Origin of the sequence: Anabaena sp. UHCC 0204, assembly GCF_009711975.1 — a bacterium.
Lineage (GTDB): Bacteria > Cyanobacteriota > Cyanobacteriia > Cyanobacteriales > Nostocaceae > Dolichospermum.
The window spans coordinates 149907-168441 of record NZ_VIKW01000006.1 but is presented as its reverse complement, the minus strand read 5'-3'; the positions used below and the strand labels follow the sequence as shown (position 1 = coordinate 168441).

The window sequence follows — 18535 nt, the reverse complement described above, 5'->3', positions numbered from 1 at the left end:
AATTTTTGCAGCGATACCTGCGGTGGGCGTAGCGATCGCCACAATCCTGTTTGCAAAAGTTTAAACTTTGGTGTTTTCTGGTGGATCAAATTTATAACCATAACCCCGCACCGTTTTAATAAACTCCGGCATACTAGAATCAACTTCCATTTTCTTCCGCAACTGACCAATATGGACATCCACAACTCGTCCATCTCCCACATAGTCACAACCCCAAATCTTTTGGATAAGTTGAGCGCGACTCCAGGCTTGTCCAGGATGGTTAGCCAAAAAATGTAAGATATTAAACTCTAAGGCTGTTAAGGCTAAAGGTTTATCATTGAGCGTCACCTCTCGCGCCTCTGAGTTAATCGCTAACTGGTTAAAAGTGAGTCTTTGAGAAGAATGGGGCTGAATATAGCGGACACGCCTTAACAGGGCTTCTACCCTGACTTCCACCTCAGCTAGACTAAATGGTTTAGTTAAAAAATCATCCGCACCAGCCGCCAGGACTTTAATTTTATCCGCTTCATCATTGCGACTCGTGAGCATCATTACTAAAACATTGGTACGACTCTGCATTTCCTGGCAAAGCTTATAACCATTTGCATCTGGTAAATTCCAGTCTAGAATCACTAACGCAGGATTCATTTTATCAAATAATACCATGGCGTTTTTACCATCCGCTGCTGATTCTATTTGATATTTCCGACTTAAAAAACGCTGAATGAGGTTGCGGACACTGAAATCGTCATCAACAACCAGAATCTTGGGATTAGTTGTAGGCAGGTTATCCATAATGCAATCTATTGTTATTTTGGCAATTTGCTGTAGCGATAGATGCTGGTTAAGTTAGGTTCTTAAAGGTGAATTTACTCTCCATTCCTTGTCAATTAGCTATTTCAGGCAGAATGTAGGAAAAAAGGTACTTGTAGTGTATTTACTTGTGTGATTTAAAGAAAATAAACTAATTAACTGTATCCACTGAGATTGACTATGACCCTGACTCGTTTTGAAGATATGTGTCGTATGTATGTACACTAAATTTTCCATGAAGTTTATGCAAACTTTAGATATTTTACTCTTTAAAAAGAGTATAAGTAATGTACAATTTTGGTATTTTTTCAAGATTTTTTAGTATAAATTCAGATATATAACCGAAAATAAGGTAAAAAGGTTTTTTGTGTTCTTCTTGGCACTACACTACCAGTAGAATTTCAATAATTGACAATGGATAATTGACAATTGACAATTAATTACCTTACTCTGGAATGTGATGATTGAGAAAGAAGAATTTTTTGGCTTTTTCTGCGTTCGGAGTTTCTCAGGGGTTGATATGTTTCTAATATCAGGAAATACCCGACTTCTCTAAAAAATCGGGTATGTTGTTGTGTAAATTAAATTGAGGATTGCTACAACAATCCTACATATAAGTATTAATACTGAGGAACAGAAGCATCTACTTCTTGACTCCAAGCATTAATTCCCCCTTTCACATTTGTGCCAGTAATTCCCGCTTCCTTGAGAATACCCAAGGCTTTTGCAGAACGTCCACCCATTTTACAATGAGCAATTAAACGGTTTCCGTTGAGTAATTCTTTTACCTTAGCCACACCATCACCATTTTCAATATCTGGCAATGGTACTAACACTGAACCCGGAATTTTAGCAATTTCATACTCATGAGGATTACGCACATCTAGCAGCACAAAGTCCTTTGCACCACTATCTAATAATGTCTTCAATTCCTTCACGGTCATTTCTTGAATTTCCATCTGCTGTTTCGCTTCTTCTGCTTGAGCTTGGGGAATACCACAGAATTGTTCGTAATCTATGAGCTTGTCAATAACTGGACGGATAGGGTTAGGACGCAGTTTCAACTCCCGGAATTTCATATCCAAGGCATTGTAAAGTACCAGTCTACCACTCAGGGTAGTACCATTACCCAGGATAATTTTCACGGTTTCTGTGGCTTGAATAATCCCAATCATCCCTGGTAAAATTCCCAGCACACCACCTTCTGCACAAGAAGGAACCATTCCTGGTGGTGGTGGTTCTGGATATAAATCCCGATAGTTGGGACCACCTTCATAATTAAAGACGGTTGCTTGTCCTTCAAAACGGAAGATAGAACCGTAAACGTTAGGTTTATCTAACAATACGCAAGCGTCATTGACTAAATACCGAGTTGGGAAGTTATCAGTTCCATCAACAACGATATCGTAAGGACGAATAATATCGAGGGCGTTTTCTGAACTCAGACGAGTTTCATGCAAATCAACCTGACAATGAGGGTTAATCTCATGAATCCGGTTTTTTGCTGATTCAATTTTCGGTTTACCTACCCAAGATGTTCCATGAATAACTTGACGTTGCAGGTTGGAGGTATCCACAATATCAAAATCAACAATACCAATTCTGCCTATACCTGCGGCTGCAAGATATAACAGTAATGGTGAACCTAGTCCACCTGTACCAATACACAATACACTGGCGGCTTTTAGGCGTTTTTGTCCTTCCACTCCCACTTCTGGTAAAATTAAGTGGCGGGAATAACGTTCGTAGTCGTCTTTTGTCAACTGGATTTCATCCAGATTGGGATTTAGCATAGCAGTTGTATGAATCAGCGCGGAGTATTAATGTTAACTTAAAATTGCTAATTTTATTAGTTTAATTGTCTCGATTTGAAACTGGTGGTTGTCATCAAGAATCCTGCTTTGCAGTTCACCAGGTTGATTATTTTGTACGGATATTATCACATAAGAGTATTTTGGACAAGGATATATCCTATTTATTTTATAGCAATTTGATCTCCTAGCTTTGGCTAAACCAAATCATTTTTCTCATTTAGCCAAATAGGGGATTTTCACCCCTCTCTACTAGCTACCTATATTCCTCAACGCAGACCAACTACTAGCAATAGGCATTCTCCAACCAGTCCCAAAAGCGCGGTCAGTAATTTTTAATCCCGGTGCAGCTTGTCTGCGTTTAAATTCCGCACGAGATAATAATTGTAATACCCTATCCACAATTGCCGGTTCATGACCTGCGCTAATAATTTGTGCTGCTGATTGATGTTGATGAATCAAACGGTCGAGAATATCATCTAAAATTTCATAAGGTGGAAGAGAATCTTGGTCAACTTGACCAGGTTTAAGTTCCGCACTAGGTGCTTTAGTGAGAATATTTTCGGGAATAACTTCTTTTTGTTGATGAGAATTTAACCATTTACAGATAGAATAAACGCGGGTTTTCGGAACATCAGCAATAACCGCTAAACCACCATTCATATCACCATAAAGAGTACAATAACCAACAGCAACTTCTGATTTATTACCAGTAGATAAAAGCAAATAACCGAACTTATTAGAAATTGCCATTAATAAATTACCACGAATGCGAGATTGCAGATTTTCTTCCGCAATCCCAAATTCTGTGCCTGCAAATAACTCACCAAGAGAGTTATCAAAACTTTGCATTAATTCCCCAATTGGTAAAATCTGGGTTTGAATATCTAAATTTGCTGCTAATGCTAAAGCATCACTAATAGAATGTTCAGAACTATAGGGAGAAGGCATTAACACACCAATCACATTTTCTTTCCCTAATGCGGCAGTCGCAATAGCCGCAACCAAAGCAGAATCTACTCCCCCACTTAAACCCAACAATACTTTAGAAAAGCGACATTTACCAACATAATCTTTTACTCCCAAAACTAAAGCATTCCAAATTTCCTCATCTTCAGATTCATTAGCAGGAGAAATATCAGCTAATTCTAAATCTTGTTTATCGGTATTAAATTCAACAGTCAGAAAATCAGAAACAAAACCCTTAGCCCGACAAACAATTTCACCTTGTTTATTTAAAGCAAAACTCCGTCCATCAAAAATCAAATCATCATTTCCACCAACTTGATTAGTATAAATAAGAGGCTGTTGGAAATTAGCAGCAGTATGTTTTAACATCGCTTCTCGCAGATGTTGCTTACCAACGGTATAGGGTGAAGCGGATAAATTCACAATTAAATCTACACCCAAATTTGCTAAATCAGCAATAGGATTAACTGCGTAACTCCGCTTACCCCAAAATTCCTCATCATTCCATAAATCTTCGCAAATTGTCACACCAATATTGAGATCATCTAATTTAAAATAATTGGCTTCTAGTCCTGGTTCAAAATAGCGTTTTTCATCAAAAACATCGTAAGTTGGTAATAACCTTTTATGGAAAATTTGTTGAATGTTTCCTGATGTTAATAAAGCAATACTATTAAATAAATTTTTCTCTCCAGTAATATGTGCTTGGGAATTTTTAGCAACCGTTCCCACTAATACAGCTAAATCTTCTGGTAAATCTTTGGCTAATTTTTGCAATGTCTGATCCATTGCATTTATAAAACTAGGATTTAGTAATAAATCTCTGGGTGGATAACCACAAATAGATAACTCAGGTGTTAATAATAAACGCACACCCGTTGACGCTGCTGCTTGTGCCATTTCCAGGATTTTTTGGGCATTTCCTGTTAAATCACCAATAATAGGATTAATTTGAGCGATCGCGATTTTCATAATTTATCTGCGTTTATTTGCGTTCATCTGCGTTTAATTATTTTTCCTTAAATAAACACCAACGGCTTATCTTTAAATGGTGCAAAAGCTGCTTTATCAAACTTATACAAACTCGCAGGACGACCTGCACCTCGTGATACTTTAATTCCGGTATCTGACAGAAAACCTAACTTGAGTAACCGCGCTCGAAAATTAGAATAATCTGCAAAATTTTCCCCTAAAACTGTTGTGTATAGTTGATACAAATCGTTTAAGGTAAAAGTTTCTGGCAAGACTTCAAAAGCTACAGGACTATACTCTAATTTGTTTTTTAATCTTCTATGTCCATAGGTAATAATCTCATTGTGGTCAAATGCTAATTGGGGTAATTGTTTAACAGGATACCAAGCAATACCAGCGACTTTATCAGCAATTAATTCTGCTTCTTCAAACCTGACTAAAGCAAAATAACTAACTGATAAATAACGGACTCCATAACTATCAATTTCTTCTCTAGGATCACGATTTGGACCACCAAAAGTATAAAGTTGTTCTAAATAAAGATTATTTACCTTTATTTTCTCAGCCATAATCCGATAAGCAGCATCTTCTAAAGATTCTCCTTGACGGACTAAAGTACCGGGAAGACTCCAATAATTTAAAAATGGTTCTTGCTGTCGCATGACTAAGAGAACTAACAGCCGATTTTGGGCAGTATCTACAGAAAAAATCACATTATCAACACCAACTTTAAAGTCAGCTAAAGGTTGTTGATTTATGGAGTTTAGAATCTTTTTTGGGTTACGTATTGGCATTCGTACAAATGCTGTTGATGAATATAATCAAGTACAGGAGGTGTGAGAGTATTAATATCTCCTTGTTCACGAAAAGCGGTCGAGGAAACATCTAAACCAATTAAATTAGCAATGGCAATTTTTCCTCCTATTTGTTTAACTTTTTCTAAACTAGCATTATCTATTACATATCCTGGTCTGGGAATGACCAGTAATTGCACTTGTTGTAATAAATCTTGAACGTGATACCAACGCGGTAATTGATTGACTAAATCAGCACCAATTACTAAAGTATATTCAATATTTTCACCCCATTTAAATTTGGCTTTACCTACAGTTTCTAGAGTTTTCCAACTACTTAAATCCTGTTCTAAAGCTATATTTTGGTTGGCGACATTGATATCTTTAATTAACAGTTCTAACATTGCTGCCCGATGTGGTAAAGGCGTTTGTTGGGATTTTAAAGGATTATCCGCAGCCCACACAGCCACCCAATCATAATGTTTAGATAACCACTTGAGAATTATTAAATGTCCAGCAGTTGGAGGATCTGCACTTGTCCCAAACAAAGCAATTTTCATGATTTTTGAGGCTTATTTGCTCATTAATTTGATTTACATAACTAACGCAAAATATCTTTAAAACTCTCTTATCTATCCCTAACGGGACGCTTCGCGAACGTTTACTTCGTTCCTATGCCTTCGGCACGCTTCGCGAACGTGGTTTATTTTCTTTTCGTTTTTTCTGTCAATTTCTGTAATGATTCGGAAATTTCAATTTTGACAGAAATGGGATTTTCTAATCTGCGTGTTTCTTCAGATAAACTAGCAACTGAAGCCTTAGTGCGTTGACGAATCATTGTTAAAGTTTCTGGAGATTGTAATTGTTTACCATCTTTCATTACTAACTGTAATAATGGTTTTTCATTTTCAGAATTTTCAGCTATTAAGCCCAATCTATCTTTCTCTAATTTACCTGCTGTAAATGAGCGAAAAATTTGTTTTTTACCTGGATAAGTGAATTTACCACTTGATTCTTTTATGACGGGAATTCCATCAATATCAACAAGTTTATAAACTCCATTTACTGGTGAACCTGTCACTAATTTTGTTCCTAATCCATAACTATCAATTTCTGCTCCTTCTCTTCTAAGTCTACTAATTTCCCATTCATCTAAATCGCCACTAGCAAATATTGAAATATTCGGTAAAAGCGATCGCACTTGTTTTGATAAACTGACTAAATCTCCAGAATCTAACCTGACTCCAGATAATTCCATTTTGCCAGAATTCACCTTTTCTGCTAATTTCTCCGCAGCCGCAACCGTGTCATAAGTATCAATTAATAAGGGCGCACCGGGAAAATATTGATGAAATGCTGTAAAAGCTTGTTCTTCGCTCCCTTCTAAAGCTGATAAAGCCATGACTAAAGCGTGTGCCATTGTACCACTTGGTTTTTGTCCTAGCTGTAGCGCAGCTAACACATTAGAGGTGGCATCTAAACCACCAGCTAAAGCCGCCCGTGCCGCCCAAAGAGAGGCTTGGGGGCTAAAAGCTCTTCGCGTCCCAAATTCTAAAAGAGTAGCTTTTTCACCCGCTATATCCCGTAATCTTGCGGCTCTAGTGGCAATTAATGTTTGATAATTAAGAGTATTTAAAAGATATGTTTCTACTATCTGCGCTTGCCATAATGGTGCTTCTATTCTCAACAGGGGTTCATTTGCAAATACCGCTGTTCCTTCAGGAATAGCCCATACATCTCCAGTAAAACAACCTTCCCGCAAAAGTTGCCAAAAACCCGGATTTGCATGGGAAAAAATGCCCGTTTTTTGTAAAGCTACAATTTGGGAATCATTAAATCTGAATTTAGTCAAATATTCCAAAGCTTGCGCTAAACCCATAGCTATTAAATAGCCAAAACCATCAGGTAAGCGTCTGACAAATAACTCAAAACTGGATGGCTTGTGTTCTATACCTTCACCCACATAACAAGCTGTCATTGTGAGTTGATACAAATCCGTTAGTAAGCTATAGTCCTCAGAACTGAGATTTAGTTCGGGATCTTGAGAGCTTTTCTTTTTATAGTTTATATCTGGGAAAGTTGTCATCTGAGATTCCCCCTACCAAAAATGCTTCTTTATTTATGGTAAATCTTACCATAAATAATGTCAAGTCTTAGTTAATCAATAGTGGTAAATTTCCCAAAAGCCTGTATTGGCAAGGGTATTAAGCTCTTTTTTCCAATTATTTTACATTTCTTAATAGTACAAACTATAATTTTGTTCTCAAAAAACCCGATTATAAATTTTCAGTTACAATTAGAATTAAAGAGAAAAGTTAGAAAAATCTTGATTATAAAGTATTGCAAAGTTATCTAAAAAAATATTGTGTTGAGTATAGATATATGGAGAATATGAGCAGATAGCTAATCATCGTATTAAAGTATAGATATCACCGATTAAAAACCTGAAAAAAGGGGCTTTAAGATCATGGCTATCTACAGAATGGTTGCTAATATGGCTCAATTTATTTCTGAAGGCTTTATGCGGATTTTCACCCCTACTAATGATGCCTATCCTGTGATTGGGGTGCAACCTTTTACAGGTAATCTATATAAAAGAGGTAGAGCAGCTTGGTAGGTATTGACTTCGTAAAACTTAAGCTACTTTTAAATAATCAGAATAGGGATACTGTCAAACTTTTGATGTGTCCCTATCTTTTATTATTTAACCCTAAACAGGTTTGTAGTGAGGACTTTAGTCCTCATTTAAAGGCTGAAGCCCTTACTACCAAATTATCTCAATATTTTTTACATTACTTAATCTAAGTTGATTTATTTTTGTCTAGTTACTAACTATGGAACGAGTGATCAAAAGTGGAATTGGCTGGCGAATAGGTTGGAATCCAGACGCACCAGAATTTAAAGGACTAATTGGTACAGAAGATTGGGCAATAGAATTGACAGAAGCTGAATTAAACGAATTTTGTCGCCTCCTTTATCAGCTTGCAGATACAATGAAGCACCTAGCGACAGAATTAATGGCAGAGGAAAAAATTGCCTGTGAAGCCGAAAGCAACTTACTATGGATGGAAGTAGAAGGTTATCCCCATGCCTACAATCTACGCTTCATTCTCAATACAGGACGTGGAACAGAAGGTGCATGGCCAGCCGCTGCTGTAACTGAGTTATTGCAAGCAACAAGAATGCTCAAAGTTTTTTGAAAAACCCCTTGCTATTTTCCCGAAACTTGTGATATCTTTGTAAGAGTGACTGAATTAATTTTAGATGCACAAATTTGGAAAATCCCCAACTCCAAAATTCTAAAGTTCCCAGTTTGCATTTACGGGGCGTAGCGCAGCTTGGTAGCGCGCCACTTTGGGGTAGTGGAGGTCGTGGGTTCGAATCCCGCCGCTCCGATTTTATTAATTTTCGATTTTATTGACCAAAAACATCTCAATTGTGGCAATCTGAGAAGCAGAACCCTTGCAATTTGATATTTTAGCTACAGAAAATCTACCAGTTTAGATTATGCAAACTCTGCCAACTCTTGAAACTCATAAGACCACATCTAGTCAACCAGCCTTTGACACCACCATCAAACGTCGCAAAACCCGTCCTGTAAAAATCGGAGATGTCACCATTGGGGGAGGATACCCAGTAGTGGTACAGTCAATGATTAATGAAGACACCCTAGATATAGATGGTTCAGTTGCGGGTATTCGTCGTCTCCATGAAATAGGCTGCGAAATTGTCCGCGTTACAGTCCCCAGTCTTGGACACGCTAAAGCTTTAGCGGAAATCAAACAAAAATTAATCAAAACTTACCGTGATGTGCCAATTGTCGCCGATGTCCATCACAACGGGATGAAAATTGCCTTAGAAGTTGCCAAACATATCGAAAAAGTCCGAATTAATCCAGGATTGTATGTATTTGAAAAACCAAATACCAGCCGCACCGAATATACAAAAGCTGAATTTGATGAAATTGGCGAAAAAATCCGCGAAACCTTAGCACCGCTGGTAATTTCCTTGCGTGATCAAGGTAAAGCCATGCGAATTGGCGTAAATCATGGTTCTTTAGCCGAAAGAATGCTATTTACCTATGGTGATACTCCAGAAGGAATGGTGGAATCAGCTATAGAATTTATTCGTATTTGTGAATCTTTGGATTTTCACAATGTGGTAATTTCCATGAAAGCTTCACGAGTTCCGGTTATGGTGGCTGCATATCGTCTCATGGCCAAACGCATGGATGATTTGGGTATGGATTATCCCCTACATTTAGGCGTAACAGAAGCAGGTGATGGTGAATATGGCAGAATCAAATCTACTGCCGGTATTGCCACATTACTAGCTGACGGCATTGGTGATACAATCCGCGTATCTTTGACAGAAGCACCAGAAAAGGAAATTCCGGTTTGTTACAGCATTCTCCAAGCTTTGGGTTTGCGGAAAACAATGGTTGAGTATGTTGCTTGTCCTTCTTGTGGACGGACTTTATTTAATCTAGAGGAAGTGCTGCACGTAGTCCGAGAAGCCACTAAACACTTGACTGGTTTAGATATCGCTGTCATGGGTTGTATTGTCAATGGTCCAGGAGAAATGGCAGATGCTGACTATGGCTATGTTGGTAAAACCCCTGGTTATATTTCCTTGTATCGTGGACGGGAAGAAATTAAAAAAGTCCCAGAAACACAAGGTGTAGAGGAATTAATCAACCTCATTAAAGCCGACGGACGTTGGGTTGATCCATAAATCAGGTGATTGGTGATAGGTGACAGGTGACAGGGAGTAGGGGAAAGAATTTCCTAATGACAACGGACAACTGACGACTGACAACGGACAACTGACGACTAACAACTGACAACTGACAAATTACCCATTACTAATTACCCATTACCAATCACCAATCCCTGTGTTAGATTGAGCATACTTGATATATATTTTTTTCATTAACATAACCGTCATTATGGTAATTACAAAAAGTAAGCTGGTTTTAAGTGCTACGGTAGTAACGCTTTCGACGATCGCTGTTACTAGTCTTGGTATTCACTCAAGTGGTCAAGCTTTATTTCAAGATAGTCACAAGGATTTAGTTGATGAAGTTTGGCAAATTATTTACTACCGATATGTAGATGGCACTTTTAATCAAGTAGATTGGCAAGCTGTTCGTAAAGAATATTTAAGCAAGTCTTATACTGATAAAAAAGAAGCTTATACGTCCATTCGGGAAATGCTCAAAAAGCTGGAAGATCCTTACACCCGCTTCATGGACCCAGATGAATTCAAGAATATGCAAGTTGATACTTCTGGAGAACTTACAGGTATTGGTATCACTATCAGTCAGGATGAAAAAACCAAACAATTGGTTGTTATTGCCCCCATTGAAGATACACCTGCATTTAAAGCAGGTATTTTAGCTAAAGATGCCATTATCGAAATTGATGGAAAAAGTACCAAAGGCATGGATACTAATGATGCAGTATCCCTCATTCGTGGTGAAGCAGGAAGTCGGGTGAAGCTGACAATTCTGCGGAATGGGCAGAAAAAACTCTTTAATATCCAACGAGCGCGAATTGAAATCCATCCTGTCCGCTATTCGGAAAAGAACACCCCAGCGGGTAATATTGGCTATATTCGTTTAAATCAATTCAGTGCTAATGCTAGTAAGGAAATGAAAGATGCTATTAAAAAGTTAGAAGCTAAGAAGGTTTCTGGATATGTTTTAGATTTGCGTGGTAATCCTGGCGGACTACTATACTCAAGTATAGAAATTGCCCAAATGTGGATGGATAAAGGAACGATTGTCTTTACGATTGATCGTCAAGGTAGTCAAGATAAACAAGTTGCCAATGGTTCAGCTTTGACTAATAAACCGTTGATGATCTTAGTGGATAAAGGTTCAGCTAGTGCTAGTGAAATTCTTTCGGGTGCGTTACAAGATAATAAACGTGCGACTTTAATTGGAGATCAGACTTTTGGTAAAGGTTTAGTACAATCGGTGCAACCTCTAAAATCTGGTGCCGGTTTGGCTGTAACGATCGCTAAATATCATACTCCTAGTGGTAAAGATATTAATAAACATGGTATTGACCCAGATATAAAAGTGGAATTGACTGATGCCCAACGACAAGATTTATGGCTGCGTGAACGGGATAAGCTAGGTACTCTTGAAGATCCCCAATTTGCCAAAGCTGTGGAATTGTTAGGTAAACAAGCTTCTCAAAACACCGATCCAATTAAGAAAAATTAAGAAGGAGTCACAGCAGTAGGGGCGCAGGGTCTGCGCCCAGCTAGGAGTCATTAAACAGTCACTGGTTGACGAACTTCCACTGCTTCTCCAGTTAAGCTAAAAGCACGAACTTCGGTAATTTTCACTTCGACTATTTGCCCTTTTAGTTGATGAATATCACCAGTAAAGAAAGTGAGACGATTACCACCAGTGCGTCCCATGACCTGAGTTTTATCTTTGCTGTTTTGATCTTCTACTAATACTTTTTCAGTGCGTCCCAAGTAACGCTGCGATCGCTCGGCTGCTTTGATATTAACTAAATGATTTAATCTTTGCAATCTGTCGCTTTTGACTTCTTCACTTAATTGATGATCCCACAAAGCCGCAGGTGTGCCGGGACGAGGTGAATAAGCAGCAGTATTCAACAAATCAAAACCGATATCTTCTACTAATTTCAAAGTATTTTCAAATTGTGCCTCTGTCTCACCAGGAAACCCCACAATTGCATCCGCACTAATGGAAGCATCTGGCATATATCGCCTAATAGTATCAATAATCCGGCGATATTTTTCGTGAGTATAACCTCGTGACATGGCCTTTAAAAGCTCATTATCCCCAGATTGAAAGGGAATATGGAAATGTTCACAAACCTTTGGTAACTCGGCACAAGCTTTAATTAATCTTTCCGTAAAATAACGGGGATGACTGGTAGCAAATCTAATTCTTTCAATCCCTGGCACATCATGAACATAATACAGTAAATCTGTCAAGGTGTGCAGGTGACGACCTTCTGGGGTAGAACCAGGTAAATCTCGCCCGTAAGCATCAATATTTTGACCCAGAAGCGTAATTTCTTTATAGCCTTGTTTTCCTAGTTGTTCGATTTCCGCACGAATAGACTCTGGTGTGCGGGACTGTTCCACACCACGGACGTTAGGAACTACGCAATAAGTACAACGTTCGTTGCAGCCATAAATGATATTTACCCACGCTGTGACTTGACTATCTCGACGGGGTTGGGTGATATCTTCAAAAATGTGAACTTCTTCAGTAGCAACAACTTGATTACCCTCAAAAACAGACTCTAGTAAGTCCTTGAGACGGTTAGCGTGTTGAGGACCCATCACCAAATCCAATTCTGGTACACGCCGCAGTAAAGCTTCTCCTTCTTGTTGGGCAACACAACCAGCAACAATCAGTGTTAAATCAGGTTGTTCATGCTTGCGTTTAGCTTGCCTACCTAAATAAGAATATACTTTCTGTTCTGCATTATCCCGAATGGTGCAAGTATTGTAAAGGATTACATCTGCTTGGTTTGGGTCTTCTGTCCACTCAAAGCCCATGTCTTCTAAAATACCAGCCATGCGCTCAGAGTCGGCCTTGTTCATTTGACAGCCGAAGGTAATGATGTGGTAATGGCGGTTAGTGGTCATTAGGAATTACGCTTAATTAGTAATGTATATCAAGTCTGTTTACTATCTTATTACAGACATCTGGTTTAAAAGATTTATAGGTTGAGATTATAATTATAGATTTTTTGTCTATTTTATGCAAATTATACAAAATTTATGTTTTTAGCTCTTTGGGAATCTCAACTATTGCTTTTTGAACTTACGCCAAGCATCGCATAGACATATATTCTTACTATTGAACGCTTGTAAAGAAGCATCTATTGATCTCAGTTGTGAAACAAGCAGTATTGATAACATCGGCTGTCGTCCTCTTTCCCAGTTATGAATTTAATTTTGTCTGACTAACCACTATTGACAAAATAAATATCTCTGGCTAAACTGTGCAAATGTGTGAGGAGCGAACCAAAAAAGACACCGAGACGAAACACGGCCAGTCGTCGGTGTCTTTTTTGATGTGTATGGTAAAATTTAGCTAGGAAAGTAAGAATTTTTCCATTGCTACTGCTGCTCCATCTGCTTCTACACTGGGTGCTACCCAATGAGCGATCGCTTGAACTTCTGCTGGTGCGTCACCCATTGCTACACCAATTCCCGCATAATCTAGCATTTCTACATCATTGAAATTATCACCAATAGTCATGACGTTATGGCTTTCTAGTCCTAGCATCTCTTCTGCTAGGTAACGGACAGCATTGCCTTTATTAACACAGGTATTAGCTGCTTCTAAAAAGGTAGCCACAGATGTTGTCATATATAATTCTGCCGGTGTATATTGACGACGTAAATTACCTAAAAGTTGTTGAATTAAATTTGCGTCGTTACACAAAGCTAAAACTTTTGTAGGTTCATCATTTAATACTTTACGTAAATCACCGACAGGAATCGGAGTAACACCAGAGCGTTCTGCATAAATTGCCGTTTCTTTAGTGATTTCTCGGACATACAGTTGATCGTTGATATAAAAATGGACCGAGAGGAGCGATCGCCATTGTGACTGTTCAAAATATTCTAGTAGTTGGTGGGAAATTTCCCTAGATACAGGTAAATGACGGTGAATTTTCTGCGTATTTGGATCTTGAATCCAAGCACCTTGATAAGCGACTAAAGGCAGAGTAGAGCCGATTTCCCGATGAAACCGCACAGCAGAACGATACATTCTTCCTGTGGCGATCGCTACTTGAATTCCTTGGGCTTGTACCGCAGCAATAGCTTGTTTGACAGTGACACTGACAGTATTGGAATCACCAGCAATAGTCCCATCTATATCTAAAACCAACAATTTAATCTCTTTGCCATTTTTAGTCAGATGAGCGGTTGATGTTAAAAAATTCTCTAATGGTGTCATAAGTTTTCTCGATTCCAGAGCCATAAGAACGTTACACAGTTTATTCTTTTTGAATAACTTTACCTGATGAAATGTCAAAACTAATCAACTAAGTTGTTTGTTTATACTTTACTAAAACAATATATTTGCCAAAGAGGGATTGTTGGTCAAGATACAACTAGAACCTATACGGTTAGGTTTTTCCATGAGTATTCTGTAGATATTACCAATAACTTACTTGTTTAAAGAGTTTGTGAATTAGTGGATTCACTTATAGACATCAATAGGCATACCGATCTATTACTAAATAAGTTAAGTGATGTTTTCCAAAACAAAACTAACTATACAGTTCAAGCAAATCATAGATCAAGGACAAACATCATGAAAGTCAAGAACTTATTAGTACCCGCTGCTTTAGTAATTAGCTCAGTATTGGCAATGTCAGCATCTGCTCAAGCTGCAACATTTACAACCCAGTTCACCCAAAACAATGGTGCTAAGGGTGATACTTGGTTAAATTCTGTGACACAGAATGGCAAGACAATCAGCAACTTTTCCTTAGTTAATAGTGCTAATATCATTAGCAATGACACATGGACGCATAATAATACTGGTGCAGCAAGTACAGACAAAGGAGATAACGCATCTAATGCTATTAAGCTTTTCGGTACTGGTAGTTATGCTACCAATGAAAATCCAACAAACGCTGAAATTGCTGCATACTTGGGTAACAAGAACTTAAACAATATCATTGACACCGAAGATAATGGTGCTTTTAACATTAAAATATTCTTCGATAGCCTGATTAAAGCAGATGATTCTGGATTAGATAGTCTGTTCTTTTGGGAACGGGGTAAAAATAGTGACTTGCGAATTCGAGCTTTAGATGCGTCTGGAAATGCGATTGGTAATGCTTTGAAATTATTAAGAGGGGATCAATCAGACGCTGGATATCAAATTAACACAAAAGAAATTGGCGGTTCTCAAAATGTTGGTTCATGGGGAGTTAGCCTAGCGCAGTTAGGAGTAACCCAATTAAGCGGTTTGAAATTAACAGCAAATGACAGCTTTGATGGTCCTGACTTCAAAGTTGTTGCTAGAAAAACTACTCCTGAACCTGGTGCAATGATGGGCTTAGGTGCAGTGGCTACACTCGCTTTCTTGCGTCGTCGTCAACAAAATCAAGCTGCTAACTAATAGTTAATGGGAGTGTCTGTTTACAATAGAATAGTTCCCTAATTCGGTTAATCAATTGACTTTTAATTCTCCATTTATAAACAAGCCTACATTCATCCTCGTTGATGGACACTCCCTAGCTTTTCGTTCCTACTTCGCTTTTGCTAAAGGTAGAGATGGAGGACTTCGCACACACACTGGTATTCCTACTAGTGTGTGTTTTGGTTTTCTTAAATGTTTGCTAGAGGTAATAGCCACACAACAGCCGCAAGCAATAGCTGTAGCTTTTGATTTGGCTTTACCCACTTTCCGTCATGAAGCTGATGATACATATAAAGCTGGACGTGCAGAAACACCAGAAGACTTTATTCCCGACTTAGAAAACCTCTATGAGTTACTCACCAGTCTGAATCTACCCATCATAACTGCACCTGGATATGAAGCAGATGACGTATTGGGAACATTAGCACAAAAAGCCGCTGCGGCTGGGTATCGGGTTAAGATACTTTCCGGTGATAGAGATTTATTTCAACTAATTGATGCTGATAAAGAAATTACAGTTTTAAATTTCACACCAGAAGCATTAAAACGTTCTACAAATAGTATTGCTGAATTCAAAGCTGAAGAAGTAAAAGAAAAATTAGGCGTATTACCTACACAAATTGTTGATTTTAAAGCCCTCTGTGGTGATAAATCAGATAATATTCCCGGAGTCAAAGGAATTGGCGAAAAAACAGCAGTTCAACTCTTAAATACTTATAATTCTATTGAACAAATATATGCTGCTTTAGATGAAATTAAAGGTGCAACTCAGAAAAAACTAGCTACGGGTAAAGAAGACGCTGAAAAATCGCGCTATTTAGCAAAGATAGTTTGTGATGTGCCTTTAGAAATTGATTTAGAAGATTGTCAATTAAAAGGTTTTGATAATACTCAACTAATCCCGATTTTAGAGAAATTAGAATTTAAAAGATTTTTAGATAAAATCAATGAAATACAGCAAAAATTTGGCGGAGAGATTGTAGAAACTCCAGTATCTAAAACTATAGAAACACCTTCTACAGAAACAGATGATGATCTGTGGTTTTTTAGTGCAGAAGATACAGCCAAAGAAATCAAACAAAATGCTTCACCTATTCAACCACGCATCATTAATACAACAGCTAAATTAACGGAATTAGTCGCAGGTTTAAGAAAATTCACAAATCCAGAAATACCCGTTGCTTGGGATACAGAAACTACTGCATTAGAACCACGAGATGCAGATTTAGTCGGGATTGGTTGCTGTTGGGGAATAGAACCTGATCAAGTTGCTTATATTCCCATTGGACATAAAAATGGTGATAATTTAAGTCGAGATTTGGTATTAGAAACACTGCGGCCAATTTTGGAAATTGCTGATTATCCCAAATCCTTACAAAATGCTAAATTTGATCGGTTAATTCTGCGGTGTCAAGGTATTAATTTAACTGGAGTGGTATTTGATACGATGCTGGCTAGTTATTTGATTAATCCAGATAGTAGCCATAATTTAAGTGATTTATCTCTGCGATATTTGGGATTCAGTGGCAAAAGTTATGGAGATTTAGTTCCTAAAGGGCAAACTATCGCTGATATTAGTATTTCTGCGGTTGCTGATTATTGCGGAATGGACGTTTATTCTACATTTGGATTAGTACCAAAATTACGGGAGAAGTTAGCAGGAACTCCAGCTTTATATAAACTTTTGAATGAAGTTGAACTACCGTTAGAAGCAGTTTTAGCAGAAGTTGAATATACAGGAGTTCGTATTAATTCAGATTATCTCAAAGAACTTTCACAGCAGTTAGAAACAGAATTAGCAAAATTAGAAATAACAGCTACTGAAATTGTGGGAGAGAAATTTAATTTAGGTTCTCCTAAGCAATTAAGTCAAATTCTTTTTGATAAATTAGGTTTAAGTACCAAATATTCTCGTAAAATTCAAACTGGTTATTCTACAGATGCAGCAACTTTAGAAAAACTCCAAGAAGTTGATAATACTGGATTTGTGGAAGCGATTATTGAATATCGGACTTTATCAAAATTAAAGTCTACCTATGTAGATGCGCTACCAGTTTTAGTACATCCCAAAAGCCAAAGATTACATACTGATTTTAACCAAACTGCAACTTCTACAGGTAGGTTATCTTCTTCTAATCCAAATTTACAAAATATCCCTATTCGTACTGCTTTTAGTCGGCAAATTAGAAAGGCGTTTTTACCGGAATCTGGTTGGTTAATGGTAGCTGCTGATTACTCGCAAATTGAGTTAAGGATTTTGGCACATTTGAGTCAAGAACCGATATTAATTCAAGCATATCAACAAAATGAAGATATTCATACTGTGACTGCAAAATTAGTTTTTGAGAAAGAAGAAGTAACATCAGATGAACGGCGTTTTGCGAAGACGATTAATTTTGGTGTAATTTATGGCATGGGTTCTCTTAAATTTGCCCGCTCAACTGGTATAGATAAAGCTAATGCGAATGAGTTTATTAAGCGATTTAATGAACGATATCCTCAAGTGTTTAAATATTTAGAGGAAGTTAAAAAACAAGCGATCGCTCTTGGTTATGTGGAAACAATTCTCGGTAGACGACGTTATTTTGAATTTACAAGTAATAGTTTACGTCAGCTAAAAGGTAGCAATTTAGAAGATATTAATTTACAGAAATTAAAGAATTTAGGTGCTTACGATGCCGGATTACTCCGTTCCGCTGCAAATGCACCCATTCAAGGTTCTAGTGCGGATATTATCAAAATTGCCATGATTCAATTACATGAGGTTTTAAAGAAATATCAAGCGCGTTTATTGTTGCAAGTTCATGATGAATTAGTGTTTGAAGTTCCTCCTCAAGAGTGGGAAGAATTAAAACCACAAATTAAGTCAGTAATGGAAAATGCTGTTTCTTTATCTGTGCCTTTAGTTGTTGATATTCACGCAGGGGATAATTGGATGGAAACGAAATAAATTTGAATATTTTGAAAAACAAGATCCCCCGATTTTTTGAAAAATCGGGGATCTAAAAACTGCGTTTTGTGTATAAAAT

14 protein-coding genes and 1 tRNA gene are annotated in these 18535 nt (G+C 37.7%); 7 read left to right on the top strand and 8 right to left on the bottom strand.

Annotated elements, in window-relative coordinates:
• Nucleotides 1–60: 60 nt before the first annotated feature.
• The 6 genes from FJR04_RS07340 to FJR04_RS07315 form a co-directional block, all read right to left on the bottom strand.
• Nucleotides 61–777 carry a response regulator transcription factor gene (locus FJR04_RS07340; RefSeq protein ID WP_168493174.1) on the bottom strand — a complete coding sequence of 239 codons (717 nt, stop codon included), beginning with the start codon at nt 775–777 and terminating at the stop codon, nt 61–63.
• A gap of 638 nt (nt 778–1415) precedes the next feature.
• The gene (gene moeB, locus FJR04_RS07335; RefSeq protein WP_168493173.1) at nt 1416–2588 is read right to left on the bottom strand and encodes a molybdopterin-synthase adenylyltransferase MoeB; all 1173 of its coding nucleotides are present in this window, start codon (nt 2586–2588) and stop codon (nt 1416–1418) included.
• 270 nt (nt 2589–2858) lie between these two features.
• The gene (locus tag FJR04_RS07330; protein WP_168493172.1) at nt 2859–4547 is read right to left on the bottom strand and encodes an NAD+ synthase; all 1689 of its coding nucleotides are present in this window, start codon (nt 4545–4547) and stop codon (nt 2859–2861) included.
• Between the two features lie 47 nt (nt 4548–4594).
• Complete coding sequence (locus tag FJR04_RS07325; protein WP_168493171.1) at nt 4595–5341, bottom strand: NUDIX domain-containing protein; 747 nt, start codon at nt 5339–5341, stop codon at nt 4595–4597.
• A complete protein-coding gene (locus FJR04_RS07320) occupies nt 5311–5901 on the bottom strand; it encodes a nicotinate-nucleotide adenylyltransferase (RefSeq protein ID WP_168493170.1) in 591 nt (196 codons plus the stop codon). The genes FJR04_RS07325 and FJR04_RS07320 overlap by 31 nt, the downstream gene beginning before the upstream one ends.
• Nucleotides 5902–6044: 143 nt before the next feature.
• Nucleotides 6045–7427 (bottom strand): nicotinate phosphoribosyltransferase, encoded by a 1383-nt coding sequence (locus FJR04_RS07315; RefSeq protein ID WP_168493169.1) that lies wholly within the window; start codon nt 7425–7427, stop codon nt 6045–6047.
• A 381-nt stretch (nt 7428–7808) separates the two neighbouring features.
• Between FJR04_RS07315 and FJR04_RS07310 the strand changes: the two genes are divergently transcribed.
• From FJR04_RS07310 to ctpC, 5 genes are all read left to right on the top strand, one after another.
• Nucleotides 7809–7958 (top strand): nicotinate phosphoribosyltransferase, encoded by a 150-nt coding sequence (locus FJR04_RS07310; protein ID WP_168493168.1) that lies wholly within the window; start codon nt 7809–7811, stop codon nt 7956–7958.
• A 217-nt stretch (nt 7959–8175) separates the two neighbouring features.
• Nucleotides 8176–8541 (top strand): DUF1818 family protein, encoded by a 366-nt coding sequence (locus FJR04_RS07305; protein ID WP_168493167.1) that lies wholly within the window; start codon nt 8176–8178, stop codon nt 8539–8541.
• A 122-nt stretch (nt 8542–8663) separates the two neighbouring features.
• Nucleotides 8664–8737: transfer RNA gene (locus FJR04_RS07300), tRNA-Pro, on the top strand.
• A 111-nt stretch (nt 8738–8848) separates the two neighbouring features.
• Nucleotides 8849–10075, top strand: a complete 1227-nt coding sequence (gene ispG, locus FJR04_RS07295) for a (E)-4-hydroxy-3-methylbut-2-enyl-diphosphate synthase (RefSeq protein WP_168493166.1) — start codon at nt 8849–8851, stop codon at nt 10073–10075.
• A gap of 214 nt (nt 10076–10289) precedes the next feature.
• Entirely contained in the window at nt 10290–11573 is a 1284-nt protein-coding gene (ctpC, locus tag FJR04_RS07290) for a carboxyl-terminal processing protease CtpC (RefSeq protein WP_168493165.1), read from the top strand.
• Between the two features lie 50 nt (nt 11574–11623).
• On the opposite strand, the gene miaB is transcribed toward ctpC, so the two are convergent.
• Both miaB and FJR04_RS07280 read right to left on the bottom strand, forming a co-directional pair.
• On the bottom strand, nt 11624–12985 hold the full coding sequence (gene miaB, locus FJR04_RS07285; protein ID WP_168493164.1) for a tRNA (N6-isopentenyl adenosine(37)-C2)-methylthiotransferase MiaB: 1362 nt from the start codon (nt 12983–12985) through the stop codon (nt 11624–11626).
• Nucleotides 12986–13436: 451 nt separating this feature from the next.
• Nucleotides 13437–14309 (bottom strand): Cof-type HAD-IIB family hydrolase, encoded by an 873-nt coding sequence (locus FJR04_RS07280; RefSeq protein WP_168493163.1) that lies wholly within the window; start codon nt 14307–14309, stop codon nt 13437–13439.
• Nucleotides 14310–14669: 360 nt separating this feature from the next.
• On the opposite strand from FJR04_RS07280, the gene FJR04_RS07275 reads away from it, so the two are divergent.
• Entirely contained in the window at nt 14670–15485 is an 816-nt protein-coding gene (locus FJR04_RS07275) for an exosortase-dependent surface protein XDP2 (RefSeq protein WP_168493162.1), read from the top strand.
• Nucleotides 15486–15540: 55 nt separating this feature from the next.
• Nucleotides 15541–18456, top strand: coding sequence for a DNA polymerase I (gene polA, locus FJR04_RS07270; protein WP_168493161.1), 2916 nt, complete (start codon nt 15541–15543; stop codon nt 18454–18456).
• Nucleotides 18457–18535: the final 79 nt, after the last annotated feature.